Annotated in this window: 12 protein-coding genes; 7 read left to right on the forward strand and 5 right to left on the reverse strand. The window is 44.1% G+C overall.

Annotated features, from left to right (window positions below; genetic code table 11):
- The first annotated feature begins 65 nt into the window (after window positions 1-65).
- Window positions 66-689, forward strand: a complete 624-nt coding sequence (locus NDI42_RS20080) for a restriction endonuclease subunit R (protein ID WP_190456048.1) — start codon at window positions 66-68, stop codon at window positions 687-689.
- Between the two features lie 97 nt (window positions 690-786).
- A complete protein-coding gene (locus NDI42_RS20085) occupies window positions 787-3,507 on the forward strand; it encodes a protein kinase domain-containing protein (protein ID WP_190456050.1) in 2,721 nt (906 codons plus the stop codon).
- Between the two features lie 34 nt (window positions 3,508-3,541).
- Here the strand turns inward: NDI42_RS20085 and NDI42_RS20090 are convergent, their stop codons facing one another.
- The 5 genes from NDI42_RS20090 to pheS form a co-directional block, all read right to left on the reverse strand.
- Entirely contained in the window at window positions 3,542-5,008 is a 1,467-nt protein-coding gene (locus NDI42_RS20090; protein ID WP_190456052.1) for an adenylate/guanylate cyclase domain-containing protein, read from the reverse strand.
- A 244-nt stretch (window positions 5,009-5,252) separates the two neighbouring features.
- Complete coding sequence (locus tag NDI42_RS20095) at window positions 5,253-5,726, reverse strand: hypothetical protein (RefSeq protein WP_190422285.1); 474 nt, start codon at window positions 5,724-5,726, stop codon at window positions 5,253-5,255.
- Between the two features lie 178 nt (window positions 5,727-5,904).
- Window positions 5,905-6,174, reverse strand: a complete 270-nt coding sequence (locus NDI42_RS20100; RefSeq protein WP_348231461.1) for a hypothetical protein — start codon at window positions 6,172-6,174, stop codon at window positions 5,905-5,907.
- A 95-nt stretch (window positions 6,175-6,269) separates the two neighbouring features.
- Window positions 6,270-7,310, reverse strand: a complete 1,041-nt coding sequence (locus NDI42_RS20105; protein ID WP_190456054.1) for a molybdopterin-dependent oxidoreductase — start codon at window positions 7,308-7,310, stop codon at window positions 6,270-6,272.
- Between the two features lie 245 nt (window positions 7,311-7,555).
- The gene (pheS, locus tag NDI42_RS20110; protein WP_190456055.1) at window positions 7,556-8,560 is read right to left on the reverse strand and encodes a phenylalanine--tRNA ligase subunit alpha; all 1,005 of its coding nucleotides are present in this window, start codon (window positions 8,558-8,560) and stop codon (window positions 7,556-7,558) included.
- Window positions 8,561-8,685: 125 nt separating this feature from the next.
- Between pheS and surE the strand changes: the two genes are divergently transcribed.
- The 5 genes from surE to NDI42_RS20135 all read left to right on the forward strand — a co-directional run bounded on the left by surE (window position 8,686) and on the right by NDI42_RS20135 (window position 13,758).
- Complete coding sequence (gene surE, locus NDI42_RS20115) at window positions 8,686-9,483, forward strand: 5'/3'-nucleotidase SurE (protein ID WP_190456057.1); 798 nt, start codon at window positions 8,686-8,688, stop codon at window positions 9,481-9,483.
- A 760-nt stretch (window positions 9,484-10,243) separates the two neighbouring features.
- Entirely contained in the window at window positions 10,244-10,657 is a 414-nt protein-coding gene (locus tag NDI42_RS20120) for a hypothetical protein (protein ID WP_190456059.1), read from the forward strand.
- Window positions 10,629-11,102 (forward strand): hypothetical protein, encoded by a 474-nt coding sequence (locus NDI42_RS20125; protein ID WP_348231462.1) that lies wholly within the window; start codon window positions 10,629-10,631, stop codon window positions 11,100-11,102. The genes NDI42_RS20120 and NDI42_RS20125 overlap by 29 nt, the downstream gene beginning before the upstream one ends.
- A gap of 67 nt (window positions 11,103-11,169) precedes the next feature.
- Window positions 11,170-12,948, forward strand: a complete 1,779-nt coding sequence (locus NDI42_RS20130) for a M23 family metallopeptidase (protein WP_190456063.1) — start codon at window positions 11,170-11,172, stop codon at window positions 12,946-12,948.
- A gap of 117 nt (window positions 12,949-13,065) precedes the next feature.
- A complete protein-coding gene (locus tag NDI42_RS20135) occupies window positions 13,066-13,758 on the forward strand; it encodes a hypothetical protein (protein ID WP_190456068.1) in 693 nt (230 codons plus the stop codon).
- Window positions 13,759-13,872: the final 114 nt, after the last annotated feature.

Here is a 13,872-nt window from a genome sequence, read left to right on the forward strand (position 1 = left end):
GTATTTCATCAGATATTCTTATGAATCAGACTGCGTGATCGCTCACCCGTTTTTTGCGAGCGCCTTTGTTTAGACCCCATATTACCTCAGCATCGACTTTTGCAAGAGGTCTATTACTGACGCTGGAACCTTTAACAGAATTTGAACACCAGGAAATCCTACAAATTTGCAATTTATTTCGTGATTACTACGCAGAGGGGAAAATTTCCGAGGGGCAAGTTAAGTTCTTATTCGTCGCTCGGCTGATGTGGTTGGCTGGGTTCTATCAGCCTAGTATTAAGATAACCCTAGAAGAAGGGATTGCTGATATTTCCATCGAAGATGAAGAAACCATCATCAAAGGACGGATGGATATTTTAGCAATAAATAAAACTCAAACAACAACAGATACACTTTTCTGGATTTTGGTGATTGAGACAAAAAATAGTAGTATTAACGCATTAGAGGGTTTACCTCAATTGCTCGCTTATGCTTATAAAAGTCTGGAGTATCAAGAATCAGTTTGGGGGTTGACAACGAATGGAATGGATTATCGTTTCGCGTATCTACAGCAAGGAATTTCCCCAACCTATCAACTATTACCAGCACTGAACTTGATTGACTCTGAACCTTCAATCCAATTGCTGCAAGTTCTAAAAGCAATCTGTAAGTTAGAAAACATTGCAACGCCTGTTGAGGCAGTATCTTGAAGTACGTTAACTCCCTCGCGCATCCTCCACAACTAATCTGTAGTCGCGCTCAGCTATGATTCTTGTATTAAGATAACGACCAGCAGCGTGAAACCAGATGACTCCGACGCTATTGAACAATCGCTATCGCATCATCCAGGCGTTGGGAACAGGCGGTTTTGGCGAAACCTTTCTGGCGGAAGACACGCATATGCCTTCCCGTCGTACTTGTGTCATTAAGCAACTCAAACCCGTCACCAACAACCCCCAAGTTTATCAAATCGTTCTTGAACGATTTGGTAGGGAAGCGGCAATTTTAGAAGAACTGGGTGAGTGTAACCAGCAAATTCCCCGGCTATATGCCTACTTTGCGGAAAACGAGCAATTTTATTTAGTTCAGGAATGGGTTGAAGGTGTCACCCTGAATCAAAAATTACAACAGCAGGGAATTTTCAGTGAAAATTTAGTTAAGGAAATGCTGGTAAATATTTTGCCAGTTTTAGACTATATCCACTCTAAAGGAATTATCCACAGAGATATTAAACCCAGCAATATTATTTGGCGAGAAAGGGATGGCAAACCCGTTTTAATTGATTTTGGTATCGCTAAAGAAATGATGAATACTGTCGTGGATGCCAAAGGGGAAATTACTAACTCAATTGCCGTCGGTACGTTGGGTTTTATGCCTTCAGAACAAGCGGCAGGTAAACCAGTATATTCTAGTGATTTATATAGTTTAGGATTGACGGCGATTTATCTGCTTACCGGGAAACGTCCGCAAGATTTGCAGACAAATCTGGAGACGGGGGAAATGAATTGGCGCACCGATGCTTTAGGGAGCCAAATTGCACCAATTTTAGATAAAGCGATTTGCTACCATCCACGCGATCGCTATCCGACCGCTAAAGCAATGTTAGCAGCTTTGCACTCTCAAGATCGGGTTCTGCCAAAACTTCCAATAACCATCCCGCCTTCTGAGAAGGAAACGATTAACCCGGCAGATATAGAAACCGCACCCGTTTCTATTCCTACTATTAGTCAAAAAGCACCAGCGCCTAAAATCACCTACAGCCAACAAGGATATCGCAACCGCCAGATATTACTTAACAAGGTAAAAAATTACTGGGTTAAAGGTGTTTTAGAAACTTCCTTACACGGTAAAGCATTAATTGAGCTAGGTTTAGAAAAACGCCTTGATGCTTTAGATCGTCCTTGGGGTATGGTCTGGGAAACTCCCGATCAAGCCCGAGAAACTCTATCTAATAATATCAGAATTAGCGATTTATTCCAACAAATGGGAATCGGGCGATCGCTTTTAATTTTAGGCTCTCCAGGTTCAGGCAAAACAACAACGTTACTAGAACTTACCCGCGATTTAATTGCAAGTGCTGAACAAGACACCAATCAGCCAATTCCGGTAATATTTAACCTCTCTGCTTGGACAAAGGAGAAGATAAAAATTGCTGATTGGCTAGTTCGAGAACTCAACACGAAATATCAAGTTTCCAAAGAGATTGGCAAAGCCTGGATTAAAAATCAACAATTAATTTTGCTACTAGATGGGTTAGATGAAGTTAGCACTAAACTGCGAGAAAACTGTGTAGAGGCGATTAATAAATTCTGTCAAGAATACGGAGAAACCGAAATAGTAGTTTGTAGCCGAATCAAAGATTACGAACTATTATCAAACCGCCTGAGATTTCAAGGTGCAGTCTTCATTCAACCACTAACTCTAGAGCAAATTCATCAATATCTGAAGAATGCAGGTTCAGAACTTGACGCAGTGAACACAGCGCTGGAAGCAGATACCACGCTGCAAGAATTAGCCAAGTCACCTCTGATGCTCAGTATTATGACTTTCGCTTATCAAGGAATGTCAATTACAGAATTGCCAGGAATGAACTTGGAAGAACGCCGCCAACACCTATTTGATAAGTATATTGATAGAATGTTTGAGCGTCGAGGCATTAATAATAAATATTCAAAAGAGCAATCAATCCGCTGGCTGAGTTGGCTGGCGCAAAGACTCTCTCAGCAGTCGCAAACTGTATTCTTAATAGAACGACTACAACCAAATTGGCTACAGAAAAAAAGACAAAAATTAATTTATGCGATTAGTATTTGGCTTACTTTTATCCTTTTGGCTGCAACAATAGGCGAACTACTTCTACCTACCAGTAAAATGATTTTGCTGCTAATTTCGAGTGGGTTAGTTTTTTGGTTTATTTTTGGTGTCTCTCGCATCAAAACTGTTGAAAATCTCAAATGGTCATGGAAAAAAGGTATTGATAGTCTGATTCGGGGGATAATTTTTGGCTCGATTTTGGGGCTGATTGTCAAACTCACTTATCACATAATTTTTAACCCGCTGCATTGGAAGATTTTTTATCCTCAGTTTATAAGTTTACAGCTATATTCTTGGACTCGCGGCATAGTTTTTGGGCTAAGTATGGGGCTAATTTATGGTTTAATTAGTGGTTTAACTGCTCCTAGCATTCAAATACGGACGGTTCCTAATCAAGGGATTCGGCAGTCTGGCAAAAATGCTGTCGTTTTTGGTTTAATTGGCTTGATTGTGTTAGGAATAGCGGCTAATATATTGCGTTGGTCTGCTTGGTATTGGGGAATTTTTGGTTTATCGTTTGGGGTAGCAGCAGGTGGCGGGGAAGCTTGCGTTAAACACTTTGTCTTGAGAGTTATTCTATATTGCAGTGGTTCTATTCCTTGGAATTATGCCCGTTTTCTCGACTATGCCACTAAGCGCATTTTTTTACAAAAGGTTGGCGGCGGTTATATTTTTGTTCACCGGCTGTTGTTAGAACATTTTGCCCAGAAATAATTTTCTTATTTAGTTGAGTAGGGGAATTTATATTTTAAACTTTTAATTGCTTATAGCTTGGTTCGTAAATAGCGATCGCTTCCTCTTTACCCTTCACCTTCACTGACTTATCTACCAATCGCAACGAGAAGGTTTCTGGGTGGTACAAACTATTTACCACTGACTCTGTTACCAAAATCTGACAGTCATACTGCTTAGTTAAACCCTCAACGCGAGAGGCTAAATTCACCACATCGCCAACCACAGTAGAGTCAATGCGCGAGTTAAATCCCACCGTACCCATCACCACCTCACCGCGATGGATGCCGATACCGACTGCGATCGCAGGCAAACCTTTTTCTATTCGCTCCTCATTAAAAAGAGACAGTGTCCCCTGCATTAAAATTGCTGCACGCAGAGCGCAATCAGTTGCTTCATCATCGAACAATGCCATGATCGCATCGCCAATATATTTGTCAATAAAGCCGCCACTTTTCTCAATCGGCCATCCCATACATTCCAAGAAATCATTCAAAAACGAAAACGTCTCGAATGGTGTCATTTGTTCCGCCATTGAACTGTAATTTCGGATATCGCAAAACAAAATCGTCATAGTTCGCGTCGCCGATACACCCACCTGAATATTTTCAATTCCCTCTGGTGCAATAACTGAAAGAAATTTATCCGGCACGAACCGCTCAAACGATTCCAAAGTCTTGTGCAACTTACTAAACGATGCTTGCAACGCTGCCGACATCTCGTTAAAAGACTTTGCTAAATCTCCGATTTCATCTGACAAGTTAATTTCCGCACGATGCTGTAAATCTCCAGCGGCAATTCTGGCAGCACTCACCTGCAAACGCTGCACCGGATCGCTCAACCGCTTTGCCAGAATATAGGCACACACTAAACTAACGGCGAGTCCCACAAAACCCACTAACACAGCCTGATTTATTGCATAGACAACAGCACGGTTAATTTGCTGTGAGGACATCCCGATCCGCAAAGTGCCAATTGTTTCACCCGATACCAGTTTGATGTCCGAACTTACTTCTATAAATCGTTCGCCACGCTTCGCTCGCACACGCCCCAAGAACTTGATATCCCGCAGAACAAATGTTTCTACAGCATGAGACTGCCGTGATTTTAGCGCCGCATTCGTCACCTCTACTGGAACAATATCTGGAATATACTGGTTTTGGAAATCGCTGGGCGACGAGGCAAGAATCTGATTTTTTTTCCGGGCATCAGAAACAAGAATGTATAAAAAATCCTGATTTTCCCTCATCAATAAATCCAGATCCACGCGGATTTGACCCCAATTTTCTTCAGAGAGTTCGTTACCCAAAGCATAAGCTGACAGCTTAACTAAGGACTTTGCTTGACTCTGCTGCTGCTGACGGTAGAGGTTACTCTCGGTATTCGCCCAAATCCAGACTATGGAGCCAACCAGTCCGACGATCAACAGCGTCGTGGCGGTCATAAATTGGGTGTGGATTGAGCGGAAAGCAAAAACTTTCATCCGGCTTTATTTATAACATTCTGTTTTGGTTTAAATACAACTAGCGTCATTTGGCAATCTGAGCAAGAGTTGGGACTTGGTTTAGGTAATAGGTTGCTTCTAATTATCTATAGCAGTCTTTGCAGGGTTGTGAAGCTTTTTTCCGTTTGTAGGTAGGCTCTTTTTTCCTACGAATTACAACCTATTACCTATGCTGCCTAAGCTCTTCTTTATAGAAGAATGAGGCTTGCTATGCTTAGGTAAGTTAACTTGTTGAATCAGTTTCTTTTTTAGGTTTATTCAACTCCCTGCATTTAGCTTCAGCCTCTTTATACGCTTCTGAATACTTTTTACTGCCCATAATTAAATTTCCGTAATACTCATGTGGTAAAGCATCATAAACAGGCAGTGGCTCATCATCTGGATAATCTTCTTTAGCTTCTTCTACTGCTGCAACAAGTTTCTTCACAGTTAAATGTTGTGCCGGAAAGTAGAAAAATTGTTCTGCATTTTTATTGAGGTGTGGCAGTGTGGGATCGACAATACAAGTCTCAAGCTCAATCCAACTATGCTCAATCGGCCTGTATGGCTTCCCATCCCCAACTAAAAATCCTTGTACATACATACATCCTTCAGTTAATAATGCCGCTTTGTAAGCATTATTAAAGGGATCTTTTGCTTTGCTTTTAATGCGCTCGGAAAGTTCTTTTGAGAGGGTTTCATCTAATGGTTTGCTCATCGGTAATCCTTAAAAGAAATTGAAATTTTGATTTTTTTTTGTATAGTATAACTCAGTATTTTATTGTTTCTATGTCGAAGGCTACTATCAGCAAAGTAAAAGTTAACATTATACATTGGGGGAGAAAAATTCTTACTTAGATTATATTTCAAAGCTTTCGTTTGATTGATAGGATAATTTATATTGCCATGAACCTATTAGAGATTATGTATAGCAATTCAAGGGTTGGGTGTAATACATCTGTAGGGGCATGGCATTGCCATGCCCTTACCAAGGCAGCATGAACATCAGAACCGCGATATATCCATCCAACCGAGAAACGCTGTACAAATACATCTAATGGTTGAGAAACTGTAGCAGCCCGATTTAATGGGTAAAAGCTACCTTTTGTAGAAAATAGTTTCCGCCAATTCAGCAGGCTCCATAAAGGGTAAAAAGAGAATTTCATAAATGAATTAGGATTACTATTTGCTCGGTACAATCTAGTTAACATCTATCAAAGTTTTACCTTATGGGGTAGCCATAGTTCGGTATTAATTCCTATTAGGGATAAAAACCTTCTAAGAAAGTCACCCATCGCTGTCTATTCAAAGGGCGCGAAAACCCCGCCCCTGCTTGACACTCAGAACTAAAAGCCAGCGTCAATGGCCCCCCCATTTTTGCGGGGATCGGTTCTTTGTCATTTCCCCATCTGGTCGCCACCAGAATCTCACACTCGCGCAAATCGGTTGCTGCCAAGCGGACTGGATTGGAGGGGTCATGGTAAATTGGTGCCTTCCCGCGAACTACAATTTCCCCATTGGCGGGCAGATGGATACCTGCGAAGGCTAGAACATCGCGTACACGCACCCCGTGAAGTTTGACTTCGCCGTTGGGCCAACCCATTCTGTAGCCGACATTTTCCAAAATTGTAACTTGGGGAAGTTTATCAAGAGCGGCTAAGTCTAGTTCGCGCGTTCCTACACGTAATTTTACTGGTTCAGTACCAATTATCATGTGGGTAACGTAAAACGCCCAGGATAGTTCGTTATACTTTTTTTTCAAATTAGGGTATTGCGTATGCGGAATGACTAAATAAATAGGGCCGCCTTGATCGCGGGGAATTGGTTTGCCATTTTTAGCGATCGCTAAAGTAATCGGGTAGGCAAGCAAATCCTTCAAGCTGATTGTCGCTTGGTAGCCGTCAAAGCAGACAAAAGTAATATCTGTAATATCCGACGCGATCGCTAACTTTTTCAATAGTGTAGATACACGGATGCCCCGAAAGTCGAAAATCTCCTCTTGGTTGAGTACGGCATGAGGCTCTGTAGTTTTTACATGATTTCTTGCCAATGCCTGTAGCTGTTGCCAGCTCAATGTCACCGCTTTGCCCTTGGCCATTTGCCCCTCAATAACCAGATTCCACTCCTCCGGTGAAGTTTTGGTATTGGCTTTCACCATCTGGGCGTTGAGAGCGATCGCTTCAGTTCGCCAGGACTCCAGCTGCTTATCCGTTGGCTGATTTGTACAAGCTCCAAGGCAGACAATACTTGTCACTAGCGGTACTAGAGCCAAATTTTTCCCCACGTTTGGATTCAACCGCATTTAAAGAATACTTCTTTAGGTAGTTTACCGAAAAGCGATCGCTACTGTAACTACAGCGACTTAACTCTTTTTAACACAGTTACCTCAAGTCATCCGGGAAAATACCAAGTCAGTAAGCTATTTAGAATATTCTCCTTCTAAGGAATAAAAAGGTGATAGAAAATAGGAGATAGAGGTTAGGAGGTAAGGAGAAAATTACTTAGAACTGTAAGTTTTATCCTTCCTACCACCTACTACCAAATTTCTTAAAACTGCCGCAAAAAGCGCAAATCGCTGCTGTACATCCGACGCACATCATCAATTTGATGCAGCACCATTGCGAAACGCTCAGCACCGAAACCAGCGGCAAACCCAGTATAAACTTCTGGATCGTAACCCACCTTCTTCAGCACATTGGGGTCAACCATACCGCAGCCCATTACTTCTAACCAGCGTCCCTGCCATTGCACATCGACTTCCGCCGAAGGTTCGGTGAATGGGAAATAACTGCCCCGGAAACGAATCGGTAACTCAGCACCAAACATCTCCTCTAAAAACACCTTAATAGTGCCTTTAAGGTCTGTAAAAGTTAGCCCCTGATCAACTGCCAAAATTTCTACTTGGTGGAAGACGGCCGAATGGGTCGCATCTACCGTATCTCGTCGGTAACAGCGTCCTGGTGCCACAATCCTGATTGGCGGCTCATTTTCTTCCATGTAGCGAATCTGCACCGAAGAAGTATGCGTCCGCAGCAGATTGCCATCCGGCAGGTAGAAGGTATCCTGCATATCGCGGGCAGGGTGGTCTGCCGGGGTGTTCAGCGCCTCAAAATTGTAGTAGTCTGTCTCCATCTCCGGCCCTTGGGCGACGGTGTAGCCAAGACCAACGAAGATATCTACAATGCGGTCAATTGTACTGTTGAGCGGGTGCTTGCGACCGAGGGGGCGGTAAACTCCTGGCATAGTGACATCCAGGGTTTCCGATTCCAATGCGGCTTGGATTTGGGCTTCCTGCAAGTTTGTCCGCTTGCGATCCAGGTCATTTTGCAGCGCTTCTTTGACTTCGTTTGCTAAAGCACCAATCCGGGGGCGATCGCTTGCGTCTAATTTACCCAAACCCCCTAATACTTTGGACAGCTGCCCTTTCTTACCCAGGTAGCCGACTCGAAGTTCCTCTAGTTGTGCAAGAGTAGAAGCAGCAGCGATCGCATTCGTCGCATCCTGTTTAAGCGCGGCTAGTTGAGCCTCAAGCTCCGAAAGCGTAGTGGTCATTTTCTACAGACAGTCTTCAGTTTGGCATCTTTGCTTGAGTTTAACGCGATTTGACTCATTCATCTGCATTCATCTATTACAAGCTGCGGTGCAAAATAGAATTTGACTCCTCCTGTAGTAAGTTAATGAAACTGTTAATCAGCAACGATGATGGCATCTTCGCCTTGGGCATTCGCAATCTCGCCAATACCCTCGCCGAAGCCGGACACGATGTCACCGTAGTATGCCCCGACCGGGAACGGTCTGCCACTGGTCACGGTCTTACCTTGCACGACCCCATCCGCGCTGAAGTCGTCGAGTCGATTTTTCACCCCACAGTCAAAGCCTGGTCTTGTTCGGGAACTCCCTCGGACTGCGTAAAACTGGCGCTAGGTGCTTTGCTCGATGCACCCCCCGATTTTGTCTTATCTGGGATTAACCACGGCTCTAACCTTGGCACTGATGTCTTATACTCAGGCACAGTTTCAGCGGCGATGGAAGGCGTAATAGAGGGAATTCCCAGCATCGCTTTTAGTCTGACGAGTTACACCTCAAGGGAGTTTCAAACCGCTGCCAAATTTGCCAAAATCCTCATGGATAAGTTAAGCTTGCAGCCGCTACCAGAGGCGATGTTACTCAACGTCAATGTGCCACCTGTGAAATGGGAAGATGTTGCGGGTGTCGCCCTGACTCGTCAAGGGATTCGTCGCTATTTTGATATTTTTCAAAAGCGGGTAGATCCACGCGGCAAAACTTACTATTGGTTAGCTGGTGAAGCTTTGGAAGAAGTTGAACAACCTGAAGATCCGCTTTTACCCAGTCACATAGAAACCGATGTGCAGGCAATTCGGAAAAACTACATTACCGTAACGCCCTTGCAATATAACCTCACCTATGCTGCTGGAGTTCGCAGTTTGCAGGAATTCAAGATTTTTGAGCTTTGAGGAACTTTGTCCACCCTCACCCGCGACTCCGATCCGCTCAAGCGGTCTCAGAGATTATCCTCGTTCCCAGCCTCTGACTGGAAGGGGCAACCATTTTTTTTCGTTTGCCTTTTTTGGTGCGGTTATCACGCTAAAATATTAGTACAAATGTACTAAAAATAGTAGTACACTGTAGTCAAGGAGTTGCAGTCAAAGACACGTTAAGTGTATCGCCTGTGGTGAGAGGAAGAAAGCAAAGGAAACCCTACTTCGACAAAAAGCGAGAATGGTAAATGGGTACTCAGCTTATTTGATTTTACTCAGGCCTTATAGCAATTCAAGGGTTGGGTGCGATACATCTGTAAGGGCATGGCATTGCCATGTCCCTACCAAGGTGGCGAAAACAAAACAACCGCGATATATTCCACCCAGCCCAGAAACGCTATATTTACTGACACAACGGCTGCAAACCCTACAGCTTAACCGTTTGTCAGCCTTTTGAAAAAGCTTTCACGTACAAGCAAATAGCACTCGCTTTCATCGGGTGTAACTGATCCTAATCTCTTTAAAGCGATATTCCCGATTGTATCAACTAGGGATTACTGCCTAGATTTATTGTAAGTAATTGGCAGGAACAGCGTAGTACGGAGTCCGAGGCGAAGCGATCGCATTCCAAATAAATATTCTTCCAAAAAACTAAATAAACCACATCTTTCTAAGAGCAGCCAGCCTGCCAAAGTCCTGTATTACCCAACAATGAGCCATCAAGGAGGTAAAGAAGATGATGAAGGAGTTTAAAGCCCCGTCTCTCGTGCTGCAATATCTGCTGGCAGGTTGCTGTCTGTTAACCAGTGGCTACCTATTAGCCACTCTCAACTTGCCTTTCAATCCGACCTCGGCACTTAAGGAACGGCAATCAGTACGTAGCACCACCGCCTGCACAGAAATTGTAAAGCCGAAGGCGACGCTATCGCGATCGCAATTAGCACGACTCTTAACAGTACCTGAGCGCAGCTCTCGGCGCAACGTGCAACAAATCGTCAAAGAGCCTTATTGCCGCTTGCCGAATGTGAGCATTCGAGCAGGAGCCAAAACCGAGCGCGAAATTCACCCTTTGGCGTTTGATCCGCAAACATCGCTAGTCGTTCTTTATGAAGGAGAAACCTATGTGGGATATGGTTTTAAACGTCCTTAAAGACGAAAGGGCGATCGCATTCTCGATAGTGCTACTGACAGCTTTTGGCTGTACCCCAGCCTCAATGACAGAATCCCCCAGAGACATCCAGCTGTCCCAGAAGTGGGAACTGCAACCGGGGGATGTGGTGGCGGGTCGTCAGGTGCTGGGCGGTCTTGGTGACATCTCACTTGCCTTGAACGGCGATGCTATCTATGCGCCGTTTGATGGTCGGGTGCAGCCGTACAAACCAAATTGCGTAATTTTCTCTAGCGAGGAGATGCCCGTTTACCTGTTTCGACTGTGCGGACTAAACCAGCAACATTTTGGATTTCGGCGTGCTGGTCAAGCCCTCGGTACTGGCGACGAATTGCGCTTGGCTCTGCTTACTAAGCAACCTGATGGTCGCTGGGCGATAGTTGAGCCTTCCAAAAAGATTATCGAAAAAATGTTACAGCCATCCTAAAAGTACCCAGACTTTGTTCGCCCTTGACTTTAGTCGTTCGCCGTTTTTACGACCAAAGGACAAAACCATGAAACTTAAGCTCATCAAAATTATTGCCAGTTTTCTAATGCTGGTGCTGGGAAGCCAATCGGCTCTAGCCGATGAAGTTTTGTTGGATTTTTCTGATCCAGATGCAAATGTTGTGCTTGCCACTCCTGAACCTACCCCGACTGCATCCAGCCAAGAGGCTCTTTCCCATAGCCCTAACCGGGTGGGAGAGAATTCAACTAACCTGTTTTCTGCACCACAAAACCTTAGTAAAACAGGAATTTCAGAGAAAGGGTCGCTTTTTGAGAGCCGTGCTAACCCATCTCCTCCCGATCCTGTCGAGCTAAAATTCGAGGTGGAACCTGCTGCGCCTTCACCGAAAGTTATCCCAAAACCTGAGAAGCCATCAGTCAAAACTGACACTAAAAAGCAGCGATTCTCAACTTCCGCCGCCGTACTATTTGCCAATCGGAAATCCCCAGGAAGTATCGCAGTGGGAGCAGCAGAAGGCAACCTCACCCCTTCTGGAAAAGCCACATCACTGTATTCTGGTCATACAGATCCAGGCAACCACGTTGTAAATAGAGGCTTTTGCAGCTGGAACCGCGCCAAGAATCTAACTGTACAACAAGCCGATCGGCGTTGTCTAAAGGCACTACAACGTCAATCAGCTAAGACAGAGCGATCGCTTTTCCGTGTAGGTATCGACCCAAAGATTGACTACCATGCTTTAGTCAACGGAACTGATTTGTGGAATCAATCCAACTCCGCCGGCCCCAGATTCGCTCGTGCGTACCAGAAAGCTTTGAAAAAAGGACTCACGGGGAAGAAAGCTTTAGTTAATGCGCGAGTCGAAGCATTTCGCAATCCAGCCGGAAAGCTAGATGCAAGTGGACTATTTGGCATCTGTGTCAGAGAGTCTTATTATAAGAACAAACTGCGCGGATATAGACCTTACTCAGAATCTTGGCGCTGGAGTTGCATTGCCCTCGATCAAGGACGACGAGTCGGGATAGTAAGGAAAGCCTTAAAAAGCAACATTGGAGCGATCGCGCAACAAGTAGAAAGCGATACCCAGGCGCGTAGGCGCACAGGCGCACAGGAGACGTTTTCCCAATCTCCAATCCCTACAGACGCTCCTGTTTCCGATGAGAATCAGCTAGATTTCACCGTTCCTGACACCGGGAAGTCTACTCAAAGCCTACCCGAAAGCCGAGACAAGTCAGAGCCAGGATCACCATTACCTGATCCCGTAGGGTTAGACTTTGAACCAATAACAGAGCAAGTCAGCATCGTACCAACTCAACCCATTATTACTGAGTCGGTTACTGATGATCCACCCAATCTGAGAAAGACACCCAAAATTGGGGATAAAGTTGCAGGATACAGAGTGACATCCCGTTACGGAAAGCGGATTAATCCGATTAGTGGGCGATCGCATTTTCATGGTGGCGTAGACTTGGCAACTCCCAGGAACACCAACATCTACGCTATTGGCAAACTTGGAACTAAGACAACTTTGAAATGTTGGGAAGACATCAAAGGCGGAGGATTGGTAGCGACGATGACAACTCCCAGTTTCCCGTCAAGGAAGTTTGACGCTCTGCACTTAGCTTGGTGTAAAGCGATCGCAAATGGCCCCAAGATTAAGGTAGATGCTGGGTCAATTGTCGGCGGTACTGGTAACACCGGACACAGCACTGGCCCTCATCTACATTTCCAGGTGCGCGATGCTGAAACAAGCAAGAAAATTTCTCCATCCAAAAGACAAATTTCCTGGGTTTTAACCGGAAAGCAACCTAAATTATCGGTAGATTAATACCATTCCCCTAATTTCAAAGACCGCGAAGGCGGTCTTTGTTTATGCGGTTGCGACTTTGGTCGTCAGGCGTTTTTACTAACTTGTTCACATCCTTAAATGATTGGTATGAATATCATGAAAAATTTCAAATTAATTCAAGTAATAGTAATTTACCTTTTACTAGGACTTGCTAGTAGTTGTTCTTCAGATAATCTCTCTAAAGCCCCAGTGGAATCCCCCGCTTCTTTGAATGTTGCCGAGCAACCTGTTGTGACGGAGAAAGAAAATACAGATAAGAAAGGCGAAAGCAATGAACAAGAAGCTGCGCGTGATATAACTTACAACCCTATAACACCTGAAGATAATGATGCTGTTAAAGATCAGAAGTCATTTATTGCACATATTAGGTATGTAAATATTCCTTATTGGGTTAGGAAGTCCTTTTTTGATAAGGGATTAAACAAAACTTATAATATTCATTTTAGAGATATCCGACAGCTATATTTGCGGGGTGACTTTAACGGAGATAATAAAATAGATATTGCTCTAATGCTCGCAGAGAAAAAGCCTCAAGGTGAAACACAGTTTTTTAATCTGGCGATGGCAATTTTTCATGGTGGAACCAAAGAAGTTATTTTAATCAACAAAGAGCTTGGTGCTGATGATGTTTGGGAAGTTATTCCAAGAGCTGAGGCTGCTAAATATAATGCCTCGATTCCCTCGTCTTGGAAACAAGGAGAGGGGATTTCTCTCTCCAAAGCAGCATCATCCAGTAGATTATTCTATTGGGATGGCAAGCAATACACTTATTATGCAACCAGTGATTAAGGTTTAACTTAAGAGGGCGTTTAATCCCATTTTATTTTCTTAAGGCTAAGCATTTGATACCCCAAACCCCCCTAAAAAAGGGGGGCTATTGTTAAGTATTTTTTGCATGAGAAC

Source organism: Funiculus sociatus GB2-C1, from assembly GCF_039962115.1.
Lineage (GTDB): Bacteria > Cyanobacteriota > Cyanobacteriia > Cyanobacteriales > FACHB-T130 > Funiculus > Funiculus sociatus.